The following is an 18024-nucleotide window of genomic DNA, read 5'->3' on the forward strand; positions in this document are numbered from 1 at the left end:
CCTCTCAGCATATAATCAAGCCCACAGGTCTTCCTGTAGGGCGAGTATCCTTTTTCTTCTTGCTTCCGTTTTGTCCTTATCTTGGATATAAACGCCGTCCTTTAAGATAAGCACATCACCCTCGTGAACGTCTTTTGTTTCAGAAAGCGGTATATCCTTTTTTTCTCCCTGCTCAGTTTCGCACACGGCATAGCCGTTTTCTATCCTGTCAACTATAAGAATCTCTTCCATATCACTTTTCTCCCTTTTCAGCAGAAACGCTCAGCCCCTCGCCATCTGAGCTGAAAACTATCGTTCCCACATCTGCAGTGACATACAAATGGGAAGCATATTTTTTCAGCCTTGTGACAGTTTCCTCGTGTGGGTGACCATACTTGTTGCCCTTGCCGCAGGATATAACAGCATATCTCGGCATGACCTTGTTAAGAAAATCGACTCCCGAAGAAGTGGAACTGCCGTGATGACCTGCTTTAAGCACCTTTGCGGAAACATCATAACCCTGAGAAAGTATATCTTTCTCCTCAGTGGTCTCGCAATCCCCTGTGATAAGAAAGCTGTTCTCACCATCTGTTATCTTCACAAGGGTGGAATAGTTATTAAGATCATCATAATCCTTTTTTGGTGTGAAAAGCTCCACCTTACAGCTTCCAAGCTCAAATTCCATAGGCTTTGCCTGTGTTATCTTCAATCCCTTTGCCTTTATGCTTTTGAGCATTTTCTCATATATCGTTGTGGTGGGCGTCATATCAGCCTTGACTTTCGGCATAATGAATTTATCCACCTGAAACTGGTCTATTATCTCGCTCATTTCACCAATATGGTCAGCGTGAGGGTGGGTGGCAATGAGATATTTTAACTCTGTTACTCCCTGCTTTTCAAGATATTTTTCTATTTTATTACTGTCATCTTTATCGCCGCTGTCAATGAGCATAGCCTCCCCTTGTGATATCACAAGGGTGCTGTCGCCCTGACCAACGTCGATAAAATGCACCTCTGTCTGAGCGTGTTCCGCCGGCTTGTCCTCAATGCCTGCCTTGATAAGCAAGCTGTCGAAAGAAACTAACCCCGTCAGGTCAAGCACTGTAAAAAGCAGCACCACAAAAACCGCTATGAGCGTTACCGCCTTTTTAAGCGGTGCTGTCGAATTTTTCTTTTTCGCAGATCTGCCTGCCATGTTATCCCTTTCCGCCTGAGCTATCTTCTTGCCTGCATTTCAGCCCATTCTTCTTTTGTTATGTTTATCTTTCGTGCCTTAGAGCCTTCCTGTGGTCCTATTATGCCCATTTCCTCTATCTCGTCCATGATACGGGCGGCTCTAGGGAAACCGAGCTTTAGCTTTCTCTGCAAGAACGCAGTGGAAGCGTTGTTTGTCTGCACGATTATGGATATTGCCTGATTTACAAGGTCATCATCAGGATTTACGGAAACATTATCGCTGCCTGCCGAACCGCTGTCCTTTGGCTGCGGAGTATTCTCCTCCACCTCTGCGATAACTTCGTCGCTGTATTCTGCGGTATGCTCGTTCTTGAGGAAGTTTACAACCTCTCTTATCTCAGAAGTCGCTGCATAGCCGCTCTGCATTCTTATAGGCTTTTTAACGCCAACAGGCTTATAAAGCAGGTCGCCGTTTCCCAGAAGCTTCTCTGCACCGCTTTCATCAAGTATAACTCGTGAGTCAACGTTGCTGGATACACTAAGAGAAACTCTCGATGGGATATTCGACTTGATAAGTCCTGTCAACACGTCCGCCCTAGGGGACTGTGTTGCGATTATCATATGTATTCCTGCCGCACGGGCGAGCTGTGCAAGTCTTAAAACCGAGTCCTCTACCTCGCTTCTCGCAGCCATCATAAGATCGGCGAACTCATCGACCACAATAACTATCTGCGGCAGCAGGTCGATCTTTGCACGGACTTCGTCCTGCTCCTCGGCAGGCTTATTGCGTTCCTCAAGAACCATGTCGTTGAACTCCTGCAAGTTCTTTACATTGTTCGCCTCGAACATAAGATAACGCTTGTTCATTTCATTTACCGCCCAGCCAAGCGCACCAGCCGCCTTTAAAGGCTCGGTAACAACAGGGATAAGCAAATGCGGTATCTTATTATAAATAGGAAACTCGACTTTCTTAGGGTCGATAAGAATAAGCTTTACTTCGTCAGGCGACGCATGGTAAAGTATAGAAAGTATGATAGAGTTTGTAAAAACAGACTTACCTGAACCTGTTGTACCTGCAACGAGCATATGCGGCATTTTGGCGATATCGCCGATAATGATATTACCCTCGATATCCTTGCCCACTGCAAAGGTAAGCTTGCCCTTTGCCTTTCTGTATTCCTCGCTGTCGATAAGCTCACGGAGAGAAACCGTATCTCTATGATCGTTCGGCACTTCTATTCCTATGCACGCCTTGCCCGGAACAGGAGCTTCGATACGAACGCTCATTGCTGCGAGGTTAAGTGCGATATCGTCTGCAAGACCCGTTATCTTCGACACTCTTACACCTGCTGCAGGCTGAAGCTCATATCTTGTAACCGAAGGGCCTCTGTGTATGCCCACGATCCTTGTTTTAGCGCCATATGTTTCAAGCGTTTCCACAAGCTTCGCAGATTTCTCCTGAATCTCCTGCTGAACTATCTCGAAAGCCACAGGATTTTTAGCATATTTGAGTATATCCACAGGTGGATAAACGTAAGCAGATATTTTATTATCTTTCTCAAAGAACGTTGTCTGACCGTTCTTATCAACATTCACTACTGGTGGCTTAACAGGCTCGTCCTTGGACTTCTTTTCTTCTCTGCTGTCGCCTATGGCGTTTTCTATTATCTTTTTAAGCTCCTCATTATCGGTAGTCTTAGCCGTTTCTTCAAGCTTTTCATGTGTTATCACAGGGGCTTTCACAGGGTGAACAGGCATATCTATCTTTGAAGCGTCCACCTTGTCGGCAGCTTCTTCCGCCTCTGCAACAGGCACAAAGGCTTCCGCCGCAGTGTCAGGGTCATCGTCAGGATAGAACTTTGCAATATCAACTCTGCCGTTACGCTTAGGTTCTTTTTTCTCTCTTGGAGGCTTCGGAGGCTGAGCCGCACGCTCGATACGCTCCTCGTTCACCGCTTCATAGCTCTTTACAAAAGGCTTTGAAACTGCCTTTAGAAGCTGCGGAAGCGTAACATTTGTAAGCAACATTATAAAAGTGAACGCCACAAGCACGATAACGATACCTGCGCCAACTCTCTTGAAAAGCGAAAGCAAAGGCCAGCCAAGCAATGCGCTTGCAAGTCCGCCGCCACGGAGCTGTTTTCCATCATTGAAAAGCCCCACAAGTTTAAGCCAGAACGAGCTTCCGTCCACAGAGCCCACTTGGATTATCTGAGCCATGCCGCTTATAAGAAGCATAAGAACGCTTCCCTCCACCACCTTCGCTATGACCTTGTTGTGGGTCACATCTGAGGCTATCATAAGTGCAACATAGATTATCATAGGTGCAAACAGAAATACTGTCACGCCGAAAAGTCCTCGGTTCAGCTCATGGAGCCATTTCCACAAGCCGTCCCCCTCCACGAACGTGATAAGCAGTTCAAGTATGCCGAAAAAGAAAAGTATGTAAGACCAGAAGCGTCTGTTCTCTCTTTCTCTCACTGCTGTCATGGAATTTGACTGTGGCGGCTTGCTCTGAGGCTTTTGCTGTTTTGTATTCTTTTTTGCAGCTTGCGCAGGCTTTTGTGCGGGCTTTTTCTTTGCCGCTGTCTGCTTTGGCGCAGGCTTTGAGCCTTTCTTTTGAGCTGCCATTTATTTTACCATTCCTTTCGGTATTTGTCTTATTTAAGCAAATAAAGGCAAAATGTTATTTGCCTTTATAACCCACAAAAAAGCCTGAAAACAGAATTTCAAGCTTTTTCACAGAAACTGTATTATCTTATGTCATTACTTTGCAAAGGATATAGGGTGACCCATGCACATCTCGATAAATGAGATAACAAGGACTATGACGCCAAGCACAAGGGTATAATAAGCAAACACCTTGAATTTATCCGTTTTAACGAGCCAGTTTACAAGCTTGATAGCACAAAGTCCCACAAATGCTGCAACTACAAATCCAACTGCACAGCTAACCCAATCTATATCAGTATGTGTTGAAACTGCGTCCTTGACTTCAAGCAGACAGCTCATAAGTATAACAGGTATGCCCAGAATGAAAGAATACTTTACCGATGTTTCTCTGTTCATGCCTGAGAAAAGTCCCGCTGAGATAGTCGAGCCTGATCTTGAAACGCCGGGCAGCAATGCAACTCCCTGAAAAAGTCCGACCGTTATTGCGTCCTTATAAGCTATATCGCCCTGAGTCTTTTTACCCTTTACACAGCGGTCTGACATAAAAAGTATTGCCGATGTATAAAGGAAACATAGACCCTCTGCGAAAATGCTTGAATCCTCTGCAATGCCCTCAAACCAGCCCTTAAATGGCAGGAACGGTACAAGGCAGAAGCAGGAAACTATTATCATAACTATCATACGCCTTGGAGGATTCATATTTTTAAGAGTGAACTTGCCTGTAAAAATATCCTTTATCATAACGCCAAGCTCTTTTATCATATCCCATATTGTCTTCCTGAAAGCCACAAATACTGCTACCAGCGTGCCAAGGTGAAGTATCGCCGAGAAAAACAAAGCTCCCTCTCCGCTGTTTCCTGTAAAATGCTGATACAGTGAAAGATGTCCTGAACTTGAAACTGGAAGAAACTCCGTCAAGCCCTGAATTATAGCCTGAAAAATCGCATTGATGATACCCATTGCTGTCCTCCGAAATTTTGTTATTTGTCAGAGATAAAAGCCGTCACGGCTGAGATAATGTGCGGGGTCTGTGTCCACAGCAGTATCATCACCCTCAAACTCTTCTCCGATATCTACGTCAGTCCTGAATACGTCATAAAGGTCGATTATTGTCTGAAACATTTTCAGCTTTCTCCTTTTCAGAACTGTTTTCTATCATATCATAAAGGCAGTCTATCGCCTCGGAAAGCCCTCCGAGCCTGTCGATAAGCCCCTCTTTTACAGCCTGCTCCCCGTCGATAACAGAACCAACGTCCATTACAAGCTCGCCCGTTGACATCATAAGCTCACGGAAACGCTCAGGCTTTATGGCTGAATTATCGCACACAAATCGTACTATCCTTTCCTGCATTTTATCAAAGTAGGAAAGCGTCTGGGGTACTCCCAGCACAAGTCCGTTCATTCTGACAGGGTGTATGGTCATTGTGGCGCTTGGCACTATAAATGACTTTTTCGCACACACCGCCAACGGCACACCTATGGAGTGACCTCCGCCCACAACCATTGACACAGTAGGCGTTTTCATACTAGCAATAAGCTCTGCAATGGCAAGTCCTGCTTCCACATCTCCGCCCACAGTGTTGAGGATTATCACAAGCCCCTCTATGCTCCTATCCTGTTCGATAGCAACAAGGGCAGGTATGATATGCTCATACTTGGTGGTCTTGTTTTGTGCAGGCAAAATATAATGCCCCTCCACCTGACCGATAATGTTCAGGCAGTGTATAACGTGCTTTGCATCCGGCAATGTGACAGAACCCATTTCCTTTATCTGCCTTATATCCTCAGCAAGCTTTTCGCTCTCTACATTTTCTTCTTGTTCAGACACTCAGATACCTCCCGTTCTTCATTAGTAACTTTCGTCACAAGAGAAGTATTTGCAGTGTTCATTGAAAATATGCAGGAAAACCGCCACACCTTTAATATAATAGCACAAGTTCTACCTAATGTCAACAACTTGCAAGGGCTAAAAAAACAATTTTGCAGGAATTTTACGCTATCCTGCAAATTATTTATAAAAAGTTTAAATCTATTTTTGATACTCCTCAGCAAGCACCTGTTCACACCAAAGTATAAGATCTGCGAAATCTTCCTTGTCAAGATAGGAGAAATACTTGTTCACAGCCTCACCCTCAGCAGCTTCTATGGTGTCCGTCAGGCAATAGCCGTCAGAAGAAATAGTTATCTCTGTTTTGGTGTTCTCTTTAAGTCCTAGAGTTATCTGTATAAAATCAAGTCCCGGATCTTTAGACGGAGCCGTCCTGTATGAAGCGTTGCCGAAGCTGTCTATCATTTTCACAAGCTCGTTGTAATCATCATGATCGGCAAGATAGCATTCTCCGTATTCTCCGCCTACTTTCACACAAACCTTTGCATATGCGCCCTCGTAGATATCATAATTATAAAAATCATCAAAGCAAGCATAGTATATGCCGCCATTCTTTGTGAGCTTGTAAAAGCCTTTGTACGCCTTATTTGTATCTATGCTGTCGGCTGATATCTCCTCAACAGAATCCCACTTATCCGAGCCGTCTGATGACACAACATTTTTACCGTCAGGAATCATAAGTGAATAAACAGCGTCCGTGCCGCTGTCATCAGCCTGCGACTCATATGTATAAAGGCTGTCAGCGGAGAATTTCTTATGCTTATAGTCACTTAAATTTCCGTCGCTGTCATATTTCATATACTGCATAGGAGCGTTGCGCTCCTTATCATAGGAAAGCTGTAGAATACCATTGCTAACCACAGTTATTTCAGTGTACTCATCAGCTTCAAGCACAACGTTTCCGGACTTGTCAAGAAGTCCCACTGCTCTGCCGTCACGATAAGTGAAGAAAAGATCTGCAAGAAGCTTTTCACATTTATATTCCTCAAAAGGCTGCTCCTCAACCTCGGCAACATACTGAGTGCTGTCAAAGCTTGTATAAAGCTTTCGTGAAAGCTCGTCAAGGCTTTTTATTTTATTCAGAAACTCCGGAAATTTGTATTCCTTGACCTTCACATTGCTTGGTTGAGCTGAGTCGCTTGTCTTTATCTGCGACACCGCAGACGACTGTGTTGTTTCTTTGTCTTTTTCACAGCCGAACATAGAAATTGTCAGCGTCAATGCAAGCGCAAGAGCCGCACATTGTTTTCTTTTTGTCATCGTTATCCCCTCGTATTTTATTTTGTTATCTCACAGCACGAGCCGTTACACTATATTATAATACACAAATCTGATTTTTGCAAGATATATTAAAACTTTTTATTCTTTATCATAGCAGTATGGTAATACGCTAAATGTTATAAAAGTGTTAAATGTTTAAAAGTGCCTTTACATATAGAATGTTTTGTGCTATAATATTCTGGTGGCAGTGTTGATTTTGATAAATATCTGCTACTAATTTTGCTGTTTTATGGCAAGGAGGATAAAATTAAATGGTTAGAGCGATTGTCGGCGCAAACTGGGGCGACGAGGGTAAGGGCAAGCTTACCGATATGCTTGCTGAAAAGTCTGATATAGTAGTAAGATTTCAGGGCGGTGCTAACGCAGGACATACTATTGTAAATCACTACGGAAAGTTCGCTTTGCACACTTTGCCTTCCGGCGTATTCTATGATCACACAACAAATATTATCGGCAACGGTGTTGCACTTAATATCCCTGTATTTTTCAATGAGCTTAAAAAGGTAACTTCCGAAGGCGTTCCAATGCCTAAGATACTTATTTCCGACAGAGCGCAGATGGTAATGCCATATCACGTTTTGTTCGATCAGTACGAAGAAGAAAGACTCGGAAAGGCAAGCTTCGGCTCAACAAAATCGGGTATCGCACCTTTCTATTCTGATAAATATGCAAAGATAGGTTTCCAGGTACAGGAGCTGTTCGACGAAGATGCTCTCAAGACAAAGATCAAAAGAGTTCTTGAAACGAAGAACATTCTTCTTGAACACCTCTATCACAAGCCTCCTATCGACGCTGATGAGCTTTTCAATACTCTTATGGAGTACAAAGAAATGGTAGCACCATACGTTTGCGACGTATCTGCATTCCTTTGGAACGCTATCAAAGAAGGCAAGAACGTTCTTCTTGAGGGTCAGCTTGGCTCACTGAAGGATCCTGACCACGGTATCTATCCAATGGTAACATCTTCATCTACACTGGCAGCATACGGTGCTATCGGTGCAGGTATACCTCCTTATGAGATAAAGACTATCGTAACTGTTGTTAAGGCTTATTCTTCCGCAGTAGGCGCAGGCGCATTCGTTTCTGAGATATTCGGTGACGAGGCTGACGAGCTGAGAAGGAGAGGCGGCGACGGCGGAGAGTTCGGTGCAACAACAGGCAGACCTAGAAGAATGGGTTGGTTCGACTGCGTTGCAACTAAGTACGGCTGCCGTATCCAAGGCACAACAGACGTTGCTTTCACAGTAGTTGACGTTCTCGGCTATCTTGACAAGATCCCTGTATGTGTAGGCTATGAGATAGACGGCGAGGTAACAACAGACTTCCCTACAACAAGAAAGCTCGAAAAGGCAAAGCCTGTTATCGAAGTTCTCGACGGTTGGAAGTCAGACATCAGGGGCATCAAGAAGTATGAAGATCTTCCTGAAAACTGCAAGAAGTATATCGACTTCGTTGAAAAGCATATCGGCTTCCCTATCACAATGGTTTCAAACGGACCAAAGAGAGAGGACATCATCTACAGAGAAAGCCCACTTTCAAAGTAATTTCAAATATCACAAAAGGCTGCGGCAAAAAGTCGCAGCCTTTTTTTCATTTAGAGTGTAAAAAACGAATGATCGGCACGCCGCATTTCTGCGAAACAGAAATTGAGCAGCCCCCCTACAAATAACGTAGATATCGTTGATTTGGTACAGGTATGATATTAAACACTAACTAAGTGTAGTTCTACATTTTGGCTTTATTGAGAAAATAGAGGATATCTTTTGGAGAATAAGCTTCTACCGCTCCGTCACGGAGAAGCGCACACTGTCCTGCGTATTTCTCGCTGAAAATGTCATGAGGCGGTATAACAAAAACGTCTTTATTCTGGGATAAAGCATGATTTACAGTATTCAGCGTGTCGCTGCGTATTCCTGCTTCAACCACAAGAACGCAATGTGAAAGTGCCGAAACAATGCGGTTTCTTATACGAAAATTCTCAGGAACAGGTCTTGCCTGCGGGAAAAATTCCGATATGGCTGCCCCATGTGTTGCTATCTCACGCTTAAAGCCCGTCCTGCCACGAGGATAATCATATTCTAGCCCACAGCCCATAACAGCTACAGTGCTGCCACCTGCACGCATCGCACTGCGGTGTGCGGCAGTGTCGATACCCATAGCAAATCCGCTTATGATATTTACCCCACGTTCTGCAAGAAAACTTGAAAACTCCTCCGCCACGGCTGTTGAATAATTACTTGGTTCTCTTGTGCCGATAATGGCAACGCTCTTTTCAATAGACAGACAGCTTACATCGCCACGGCAGAAAAGCACAGCAGGCGGACATTCTATATGTTTCAACCGTTCAGGATAAAGAGGATCGTCAGGGGTTAGGATATATATACCCTTTTTCTCGCAGTATTCAGCCACCTGTTTCGCCTGAAAGAACGTACAGCAGGCTATCTTTTCAGCCTCCTGCTGAGTAACGTATCCACAGCGCAGTGACAATAGATCATCGCACATTTCTTCAACACTGTCATAATATGACATAACGTCCCACAAACGCTTGTCCGCAGGTCCGAACGCAACATCGAGCCACAGCCACAACAGCTTTCTGTCTGTATTTTCAAGCATTTTTCCTGCACCTCCAGTTGGCAGATTTCTTTTAATCTTATTGTATCATATTTTATTGTTAAAAACAACAAAATTTTATAGCATTTTGGTTAAATCAAAGGATTACTGTTGAAATGGGCAAGACCATATGTTATAATGGATATTGAAAATTTGAACTTGAAAGGATCGTTGCTTAATGATAAACAAGCTTGACCTCAGCGGAGAATGGCTGCTGTGTCTTGACAAGGAATGTAAGGGTACTGACCTTGTTTTTGATGATACAATAAACCTCCCAAACACCACTTCCAACGCTAAAAAAGGCGAATACAATACTGAGAGAGAAACAGGCTTTCTTACAGACACATATAAATTTGAGGGCTTTGCATGGTTCAGAAAAAACGTTGACTTCTCTGCTCTGCAATGTGAAAATCTTAAACTTTATCTTGAAAGAACAAGAATAACTGAACTTTATATAGACGGCAAAAAGATAGGCAGGCAGGAGAGCCTTTGCACTCCGCACATCTATGACCTGAACGAGTATATCGGTACTGGCATACATGAAATGACTATCTGCGTTTCAAATGTTGGCTACAAGACCAAGGGCGGACACCTGACTTCACCTGACACTCAAACCAACTGGAATGGTATCACAGGACGCATCGAGCTTATAGGCTACAAAAACGCTCACGCTGAAAATGTTATGCTTTGGTGCGATATCCACAACAAGACAGTAAGGGTAACTGCTGACATAACAGGCGGAAAAAGCGGAAAAGCTGTCATAAGCGCTGAGAGTTTCAACAGCGAAAAGAACCATACACCTGCTGTGCAGAGCTTTGAATACACAAACGGCAAGCTTGACGCTTTATACAAAATGGGTGATGATTGCCTGCTTTGGAGCGAACATGAGCCTAATCTCTACAAGCTAAGAATAGATATTGACGGCGACATGAGCGAGCATATCATCGGTATGCGTGAATTCAAGACAGAGAGCGGAAAATTCACCATAAACGGAGAAAAAACCTTTCTCAGAGGAAAGCATGACGGCATGATATTCCCTAAGACCGCTTTTGCACCTACCGACCTTGAGGAATGGCTGAGGGTAATGAAGATATCAAAGTCATACGGCATGAACCACTATCGTTATCACACCTGCTGTCCCCCTGAGGCTGCGTTTGTCGCTGCGGATATGCTTGGAATTTATATGGAGCCACAGCTTCCTTTCTGGGGAACTATCACAGAAGAGGGCGAGGAAAACCACAATCAGGAGGAGCAGAATTTTCTCGTTGAAGAGGGCTTCAATATGCTGAAATTCTTCGGCAACCACCCTTCCTACTGCATGATGTCAATGGGCAACGAGCTTTGGGGCTCAAAGAAGATACTCAACGATATCATAGGCGGCTACAAGAAATTTGATAACAGACACCTTTACACACAAGGTTCAAACAATTTCCAGTGGTTTCCTAACGTTATTGAGAACGACGATTTCTTTGTAGGCGTAAGACTTGCAAACGACAGGCTTATAAGAGGCTCATACGCTATGTGTGACGCTCCACTTGGTCATATTCAGACTGACAAGCCTGCGGCAAATCACGATTATGACAGCATTATAAGACCCAAGAAGCAGGCTAGCTCCACGGAAATTTCAGAGGACGGCACTGTTCAGATACAGTACGGCACGACTATGAAAACTGTCAAGGCAAGCGAAGCTGACGCAGATTTTATCCCTGAAGTGCCTATCGTTACTCACGAAATAGGTCAGTATGAAACTTATCCGAACTTCAAGGAGATAGAGAAATACACAGGATCCCTTAAAGCCAGAAACTTTGAGGTATTCAGAGAAAGACTTGAAGAAAAGGGTCTGCTTCCGCTGGCTGAGGATTATTTCAAATGCTCAGGCAAGCTTGCTGTGCAGTGCTATAAGGAAGAAATGGAGGCTGTTTTCCGTTCAAGACTTCTTGGCGGTTTCCAGATACTTGATATTCAGGATTTCAGCGGTCAGGGTACTGCTCTTGTGGGTGTACTTGACGCATTCATGGACAGCAAGGGACTTATCACAGACAGCGAGTGGAGAGAATTCTGCAATGATGCTGTTGTAATGGCGCGTTTTGACAGCTATGTTCTTGAAGCTGGCAGCAGTTTCAAGGCGCACACAGAGCTTTGCAATTACAGACCTGACCTTAAAGACGGCAAGCTTATTTGCACTCTCACTCTTGAAAACGGTGATGTCATTGGCAAGGTGGAAAAAGATTTTGTATCAGAAGGCAACTACACTGACATTTGCGATGTAGAATTTACTCTCCCACAGGTAACAAAGAACACAAAGGCTGTGCTTGCACTTGAAATAGAGGGTACTGACATACGCAATCACTATGACCTTTGGGTCATTCCGACAGTTGAAAAGACAGATATAAGCGGCGCATACATTTTTAACGAGGTAAATGACGAAGCTGAAAGTCTGCTGAAACAGGGCAAGACAGTGCTTATCGTGCCTGACCTCTCAAAGCTTGAAAACTCTATCGAGGGCTTCTACTGTCAGGACTTCTGGTGCTATCATATGTTCTGTATCATCTCACAGATGATGAAAAAGCCTGACCCTGTTGGCACAATGGGACTTCTTATCGACACCGAACACCCTGCTCTTGCAGGCTTTGCAGGGGAAAAATACTCAACGCCACAGTGGTGGGAGATAGTTCAGAACTCACGCTCGGTTATTCTTGACGACTTTAAGGGCGAGAAAAATGTTATTGTGAGAACTATCGACAACTTTGACCGCAACCACGATCTTTCACTCCTCTACGAGTATGAAAAGGACGGCGGCAAGGTGGTAGTTTGCTCATGCGATTTTGAAAAGCTTTCCAAGTCGCCTGAGGGACGTGCGTTCATAAAGTCTGTCGTTGACTATGTAAGAAACTAACAGAATATTTATTGCTAAGGGCTGTACCGCAAAACAGTACAGCCCTTATTTTGTTTGTGCTTGTTGCATAAAACGCCCGCAAAACATTTGTCTGATATAACAAAAGTGCCGACACTACAGTGGCATATGGTTCACTTATTACGAAAAATGTGTTATAATTTAGGTGTATGTTATACAGGAAGGTGATGTTAAGTGCCAAAAGTAAAACGTTATAAATACAAGAATATTGCAGCGGCTCTTGCCATACTGCTTTTGATCATTCTGGGAATATCTACATCGTGCAGTTCAAAGGCTGACAGTCCTAAGAAAATTTCCGACAGCTCGTCAAACTCATCTGCGGTCAAGGCTGACAGCAGCAGTAAAAAAGCTGTAAAAAAGCTTACGGGCAATTATATGTATGTTACCGCAAAAAACAAAACTGATATGGTAAATGGAGATCTTATTCTCGTTAATGGCGACCACTCCTTCACCGGTACAGTGAATAACACAGACACAGTTTATTCCTATTTGTTTGACAAGAACGGAAGTCAAATAATGTCCACCAGCAGCACTCAACTGACGGCTAAAAAAGAAACTTTTGAAGCCTTTGGCAAAATGGGCAATGATTTTTATGCTGACAAGAAGATATCAACACTTATGATAAACACAGCTATGCCTGCGGAAGATGATGAAGACAGCAGCTCTGCCTGCTACGAGCATGACACTGGACTTGCCTTTGACCTGCATCTTTATGACGCAAGCACAGGCGCATATCCTGAGTTTACAGGCGAGGGAGATTATAGTTGGATATCTGAAAACTGTTGGAAATACGGACTTATCCTCAGATACCCAGAGGACAGAGCTGACATCACAGGTGTAAGCCCTATGGCTTATCATTTCAGATATGTAGGTATACCACACGCTGAGATAATGACAGCGAACAAGCTTTGCCTTGAAGAATACATAGATTTTGTCAAGGACTATACATTTGAAAAACCGCTCACATTCACGGCTTTTGATGACACTGAGTATTCAGTTTACTACGTTGCCGCAGACAAGGGCAGCACCACGAACGTGCCTGTTCCCCTTGACGACAGCAACAACGAGCGCCCTAACACTATCTCAGGCAACAACGTTGACGGTTATATCGTCTGCGTGAATATGACAGAAAATGCAGCACCTGCTGACTCGTCCTCTCAGACAGACCAGCAGGCGGCTACAGAATAAATTTTTTCGGAGGAAATAAAATGCTTAAAGAAACAGTAGAAATAAAAGTGGATTATGAAAAGGCTGGCGTTTCAAGCGAGGGCTGCGCACCTGTGCTTGACTGCTATTACAACACACTCACTGAGGAAATAGGCAGAAAGAAACACAAGGCAATTATAATCTGCCCGGGCGGAGGATATGATTGGTGTTCTGAGCGTGAAGCTGAACCTGTTGCATTCAGATTTTTGGGTGCAGGCATATGTGCATTTGTGCTAAGATACTCATGCGTCAAGAAAAAATTTCCTACTGACGCTTTGGAATGTGCAGCGGCTGTCAAGTATGTTAGAGATAATGCGGAGAAATTTGACATTGACCCTGACAAGATAATAGTATGTGGTTTTTCAGCCGGCGGACACCTTGCGGCAACAATGGCAAACTTCTGGAACAGCGAGCTGCTCACAAAGCCTCTTGGCTGCGATCCTGAGGACATCAAGGTAAACGGCTCTATCTTGGGCTATCCTGTTATCACATCCGACCCTGAATACACTCATGAAGGCTCAATACTCAATATTATTGGCGAGGAAAAATCATCTGAGCTCAGAGAACTTGTTTCAATGGAGAAGAGAGTATCGGAGAACACTCCTCCTACATTCATCTGGCACTGTGCTGATGATGGCTGTGTAAGGGTTGAGAACACACTTTGGTATATGTGCAGTCTTTCAAAGTATCACATTCCATTCGAGAGCCACATTTATGAATACGGTGGACATGGACTTGCATTGTGCGACGAAACCACTGCCACATGGGAAGGTCACTATCAGCCGGTGGCAGCTCATTGGGCAGAGGCGGCTATTGATTGGGTACATAGGCTATAAAAATATGTTGCGTGTGGCAACATAATTAAGCTAAAAAATGACTCACATCAATTTGATATATACTCATATAGACATTTTCAAAGGACTAATATGAATGACCTATATAGTGAACTATGAACAGGACAGGTAGATACCTCAATTGAGTTATCTACCTGTTTTTATTATCATAATTTTGGATAATAAGATAAATTTATATAAATCCTTTTCCCATGCTGACTGGATCCACACTATCTGGGCATCTTCGTACGGATACAGCGATGATATCTACATCCCATTTTCCACAGAAACACAGGAACTTGAGGAAAGAATGTGCTGAAAAAAGTCGAACAGGAAGCCGCCGACAAACTGGATGCTGCTCTGTTTGAGCAGAACCCGGCATAAGAAAAATACCTGGAATTCCAACAACGGGATTCCAGGTATTTTTTTCGGAAATGGAAGAAGATTTTATAGAGGTTTTGAAGAAGGGTATCACTTTTTCACTTGGTGGGGTGGTGAGGAAAGTGATGTAGTTTTCACAACCATCTTCCATTTTGATACGTTTTCGATTATTCTTCCAACAACGATTTCATAAATCGCACGAAGGCTGCTTTGCCTGTCTCATTTCTACGGAATACACCAGCATCTAACAGAACCTGCTCGAACACCTTCCCCACTTCTGCGTGTAAGATATACCATGCATTTTCCACTGAAAATTCCGGATGCTGTTTCAAAATGGAAACAACCCAGTCAGCATGTGATGCGGTCAGCGGATTCGCCGTCAAATCTGCACCAGAAAGCATTGCCGTTCTCACAGCATCCAGTTCCACTGCAAGACGTGATGGCAGCACTGCAAGCCCCATGACCTCGATCAGGCCGATGTTTTCCTTTTTGATGTGGTACAATGACGGATTGGGGTGAAATAGTCCCAGCGGACGTTCTTCCGTAGTGCGATTGTTTCGCAGAACCAGATCACACTCATAGGTACTGCCATGCATTCTGGCGATCGGTGTAATGGTATTGTGCGGCACACCATCAGTGGATGCCAATATCTGCACACTTGCATCGCTGTAGGTACGCCACTTTTCCAGAATCTTGCTGCAAGCCGCAGCGAGCATGCTCCGGTTTGATGCCTGCAGCCGTATCACAGACATGGGCCATTTTACAATGCCCACCTGCACATCCGGAAACTGAGGAAGCACATAGTATTTTTCAATCGGTGCTTTTGCCATGGCAAAGGAATAGTTGCCGCCCTGAAAATGCTCATGACTGAGAATCGAACCGCCCACAATGGGCAGATCTGCATTCGAGCCAATGAAATAGTGGGGCAAAATATCCAGCACATCAAACAGTTTCTCAAACACTGCCGCATCGATCTTCATTGCTGTATGCTTTTCGTTGAACACAATGCAGTGTTCGTGGTAATACCCATAGGGTGAGTATTGCAGCTGCCACGGTTCTCCCTGAATTTGCAGCGAAACCGGACGCAGATTCTGCCTTGCCGGTTGTTTCAAGTTGCCGGCAAACCCTGCATTTTCTGGACACAGCTGGCACTTGGGATACGCAGATGCCTTGGCAGATTTTGCTGCGGCAATGTCCCTAGGATCTTTCTCCGGCTTGGAACGGTTGATCGTAATGTCCAGCGTGCCGTATTCGGAAGCATATGTCCACTTCAAATCCTTTGCAATTCTGCCCCGACGCACATAATTCAGGTTCTGGCTAAACGCATAGTACCAGCTCGTTGCTGCTTCCGGCGATACAGCGTAGTGCTTCCGAAAAGATGCCATCACCTCTCTGGGCATAGGTGTCAACACGCCCATAAGCCTGGTATCGAACAAATCCCGTGAGGCACTGGTATCCGGAATGAGATGCTGTGCACAGGCATAGTCGATCAGTGGCTGCAAAATCGCATCAATCTCTGTTTTCGAAGATGCATCTCCGCTGGTCTGCCAATCGTTCAGTTGAAAAATCTCCATGTACTGATTCTGTACCACATAACGATCTTCCGGTTGGATCAAATCGTTTTGTAATCCGTAATCCATCAGCTTTTGAATTTCATCGCAAATCATCTGTCTCACTCCTCGTATCCATTTGGGTGGTGCGTATGCCAATTCCACGCACTGGCAATGATCTCCTCCAGGCTATTGTGCTCCGGTTTCCAGCCCAGCACACGCTTTGCCTTTTCACTGGACGCCACCAGCGAAAATGCTGCAAAGTGAATCACGGCATCGATTTTTTCCGCATCGAACAGCTTATCCAAAAAGGCAGCATCCCGGATGTCGCCCTCATAAAATTTCACCTGCTTGGGAACAGCGTTGCGGTGCCCTGTCAACAGATTGTCTGCGACAATGACCTCATGACCGGCTCTTACCAACTCCAGTGCGGTATGCGAACCGATGTATCCGGCTCCTCCCAAAACTAAAAAACGCATATTATGCTTCTCCTTTCAGTGAAAAATGGAACTGTGTTTCCTGCCGGTATGGGGTATTTGCACGCAAAATTGGCGAGGGAAAATTAGGATGATTGATGGCGTCCGGAAAATTCTGCGTTTCCAGGCAAAAGGCACCTCGTTTTCCGTAAGCACAACCGTCTTTTCCCAAATCCGCCGGAGTTTCTACGAAATTGGCAGTATACACATGAATGGCGGGCTGCGTTGTTTTGCAGGTAAGCCGGATTCCGCTCTCTGTGCTGTATGCCTCCGCCTGAATCGGTGAATCGGAACGAACGGCAAAACTATGATCTAATCCGGCAGCGTTCTGAATCTGCACACAATCCTCCTGAAATGCTGCCGGAATCGGCTTGTATGCCCGAAAGTCAAAAGGCGTTCCTGCAACCGGTGCGATTTCTCCTAACGGAATAGAAGTCTGGTCAATTGGAATGTAGGAATCCGCAAAAAGTTTCAGCATATGATGCGCCAGTGTTCCACTTTGATGTCCGTCCAAATTGAAATAGCTGTGGTTGGTCAGGTTGCAGATCGTATCTTTATCACAAACTGCCTCATAAGCAATGGTCAGAGTATTGGTATTGTCAAAAGTATAGGTAACAGTCACCTGCAAATTTCCCGGATAATGTTCCTCACCATCCGGACTCTCTGTGGTGAAAGCAACGCTATTCCCGCCGCATTCTGCCTGCCAGATACGCCGGCTTAAGCTGCGGTAACCGCCGTGCAAATGGTGTTTTCCATTGTTGCAATTCAGCTGTATCTCCTGACCATTCAGGACGAACCGTCCGTGACAGATACGGTTGCAGCACCTTCCAACAGTTTCGCCAAAATATTCTCCGCCGGTTTCATAGCCTTTCACATGGGCATAACCCAGCACCACGTCCCGCAGCAGCTTCTGCCGATCCGGCACCAGCAGAGAAACGATCGAAGCACCATAATCACAAAGTGTCACACTTGCACCGGAGGCATTCTCAATGCGGTAGAAATGTGCCATCTGTCCACTGAAAGTTGGTTCAAATTCTGAAATCTGTACTTGTTTCAT

General features: G+C 44.6%; 15 protein-coding genes and 1 pseudogene. 4 read left to right on the plus strand and 12 right to left on the minus strand.

Annotated elements, in window-relative coordinates:
- Positions 1-15 precede the first annotated feature (15 nt).
- The 7 genes from DW938_RS04535 to DW938_RS04560 all read right to left on the minus strand — a co-directional run bounded on the left by DW938_RS04535 (position 16) and on the right by DW938_RS04560 (position 6976).
- A complete protein-coding gene (locus DW938_RS04535) occupies positions 16-231 on the minus strand; it encodes a DUF3006 domain-containing protein (protein WP_118124010.1) in 216 nt (71 codons plus the stop codon).
- Position 232: 1 nt separating this feature from the next.
- Positions 233-1174: a ComEC/Rec2 family competence protein gene (locus DW938_RS04540; RefSeq protein ID WP_118124011.1), complete on the minus strand. Its 942-nt coding sequence runs from the start codon at positions 1172-1174 to the stop codon at positions 233-235.
- Between the two features lie 20 nt (positions 1175-1194).
- A complete protein-coding gene (locus tag DW938_RS04545) occupies positions 1195-3786 on the minus strand; it encodes a DNA translocase FtsK (protein WP_118124012.1) in 2592 nt (863 codons plus the stop codon).
- Positions 3787-3921: 135 nt separating this feature from the next.
- Positions 3922-4788, minus strand: a complete 867-nt coding sequence (locus DW938_RS04550; protein ID WP_118124013.1) for an undecaprenyl-diphosphate phosphatase — start codon at positions 4786-4788, stop codon at positions 3922-3924.
- Between the two features lie 27 nt (positions 4789-4815).
- A complete protein-coding gene (locus tag DW938_RS15245) occupies positions 4816-4950 on the minus strand; it encodes a hypothetical protein (protein ID WP_256321493.1) in 135 nt (44 codons plus the stop codon).
- Positions 4922-5590, minus strand: a complete 669-nt coding sequence (locus tag DW938_RS04555) for an ATP-dependent Clp protease proteolytic subunit (protein ID WP_081856029.1) — start codon at positions 5588-5590, stop codon at positions 4922-4924. Before DW938_RS04555 ends, DW938_RS15245 begins: the two co-directional genes overlap by 29 nt.
- 267 nt (positions 5591-5857) lie before the next feature.
- Positions 5858-6976, minus strand: a complete 1119-nt coding sequence (locus tag DW938_RS04560; protein WP_118124014.1) for a hypothetical protein — start codon at positions 6974-6976, stop codon at positions 5858-5860.
- Between the two features lie 272 nt (positions 6977-7248).
- Between DW938_RS04560 and DW938_RS04565 the strand changes: the two genes are divergently transcribed.
- Positions 7249-8541, plus strand: coding sequence for an adenylosuccinate synthase (locus DW938_RS04565; protein ID WP_118124015.1), 1293 nt, complete (start codon positions 7249-7251; stop codon positions 8539-8541).
- A 181-nt stretch (positions 8542-8722) separates the two neighbouring features.
- On the opposite strand, the gene dprA is transcribed toward DW938_RS04565, so the two are convergent.
- Positions 8723-9610: a DNA-processing protein DprA gene (gene dprA, locus DW938_RS04570; protein WP_118124016.1), complete on the minus strand. Its 888-nt coding sequence runs from the start codon at positions 9608-9610 to the stop codon at positions 8723-8725.
- A gap of 175 nt (positions 9611-9785) precedes the next feature.
- Between dprA and DW938_RS04575 the strand changes: the two genes are divergently transcribed.
- From DW938_RS04575 to DW938_RS04585, 3 genes are all read left to right on the plus strand, one after another.
- A complete protein-coding gene (locus DW938_RS04575) occupies positions 9786-12503 on the plus strand; it encodes a beta-glucuronidase (protein ID WP_118124017.1) in 2718 nt (905 codons plus the stop codon).
- A 192-nt stretch (positions 12504-12695) separates the two neighbouring features.
- Positions 12696-13709 carry a M15 family metallopeptidase gene (locus tag DW938_RS04580; protein WP_118124018.1) on the plus strand — a complete coding sequence of 338 codons (1014 nt, stop codon included), beginning with the start codon at positions 12696-12698 and terminating at the stop codon, positions 13707-13709.
- Between the two features lie 20 nt (positions 13710-13729).
- Entirely contained in the window at positions 13730-14563 is an 834-nt protein-coding gene (locus DW938_RS04585; RefSeq protein ID WP_118124019.1) for an alpha/beta hydrolase, read from the plus strand.
- A gap of 190 nt (positions 14564-14753) precedes the next feature.
- On the opposite strand, the gene DW938_RS14645 is transcribed toward DW938_RS04585, so the two are convergent.
- The 4 genes and pseudogenes from DW938_RS14645 to DW938_RS04600 all read right to left on the minus strand — a co-directional run bounded on the left by DW938_RS14645 (position 14754) and on the right by DW938_RS04600 (position 18024).
- A complete protein-coding gene (locus DW938_RS14645) occupies positions 14754-15092 on the minus strand; it encodes a hypothetical protein (protein WP_147342358.1) in 339 nt (112 codons plus the stop codon).
- Between the two features lie 16 nt (positions 15093-15108).
- On the minus strand, positions 15109-16608 hold the full coding sequence (locus DW938_RS04590; RefSeq protein WP_118124020.1) for a UDP-glucose--hexose-1-phosphate uridylyltransferase: 1500 nt from the start codon (positions 16606-16608) through the stop codon (positions 15109-15111).
- A gap of 116 nt (positions 16609-16724) precedes the next feature.
- Positions 16725-16970 (minus strand): annotated as a pseudogene (locus DW938_RS04595) (NAD-dependent epimerase/dehydratase family protein); the annotation flags it as partial.
- Between the two features lies 1 nt (position 16971).
- Complete coding sequence (locus DW938_RS04600) at positions 16972-18024, minus strand: aldose epimerase family protein (RefSeq protein WP_118124021.1); 1053 nt, start codon at positions 18022-18024, stop codon at positions 16972-16974.

Source organism: Ruminococcus sp. AM43-6 (assembly GCF_003461785.1).
GTDB classification, from domain to species: domain Bacteria; phylum Bacillota; class Clostridia; order Oscillospirales; family Ruminococcaceae; genus Hominimerdicola; species Hominimerdicola aceti.

Coding starts and splice junctions, on each gene's coding strand:
- DW938_RS14645 (WP_147342358.1), bottom strand. CDS start 15,092: ATGGAAGATGGTTGTGAAAACTACATCACTTTCCTCACCACCCCACCA.
- DW938_RS04560 (WP_118124014.1), bottom strand. CDS start 6,976: ATGACAAAAAGAAAACAATGTGCGGCTCTTGCGCTTGCATTGACGCTG.
- DW938_RS04585 (WP_118124019.1), top strand. CDS start 13,730: ATGCTTAAAGAAACAGTAGAAATAAAAGTGGATTATGAAAAGGCTGGC.
- DW938_RS04555 (WP_081856029.1), bottom strand. CDS start 5,590: ATGGGTTCTGTCACATTGCCGGATGCAAAGCACGTTATACACTGCCTG.
- DW938_RS04545 (WP_118124012.1), bottom strand. CDS start 3,786: ATGGCAGCTCAAAAGAAAGGCTCAAAGCCTGCGCCAAAGCAGACAGCG.
- DW938_RS04600 (WP_118124021.1), bottom strand. CDS start 18,024: ATGAAACAAGTACAGATTTCAGAATTTGAACCAACTTTCAGTGGACAG.
- DW938_RS04535 (WP_118124010.1), bottom strand. CDS start 231: ATGGAAGAGATTCTTATAGTTGACAGGATAGAAAACGGCTATGCCGTG.
- DW938_RS04565 (WP_118124015.1), top strand. CDS start 7,249: ATGGTTAGAGCGATTGTCGGCGCAAACTGGGGCGACGAGGGTAAGGGC.
- DW938_RS15245 (WP_256321493.1), bottom strand. CDS start 4,950: ATGTTTCAGACAATAATCGACCTTTATGACGTATTCAGGACTGACGTA.
- DW938_RS04540 (WP_118124011.1), bottom strand. CDS start 1,174: ATGGCAGGCAGATCTGCGAAAAAGAAAAATTCGACAGCACCGCTTAAA.
- DW938_RS04590 (WP_118124020.1), bottom strand. CDS start 16,608: ATGATTTGCGATGAAATTCAAAAGCTGATGGATTACGGATTACAAAAC.
- DW938_RS04575 (WP_118124017.1), top strand. CDS start 9,786: ATGATAAACAAGCTTGACCTCAGCGGAGAATGGCTGCTGTGTCTTGAC.
- DW938_RS04550 (WP_118124013.1), bottom strand. CDS start 4,788: ATGGGTATCATCAATGCGATTTTTCAGGCTATAATTCAGGGCTTGACG.
- dprA (WP_118124016.1), bottom strand. CDS start 9,610: ATGCTTGAAAATACAGACAGAAAGCTGTTGTGGCTGTGGCTCGATGTT.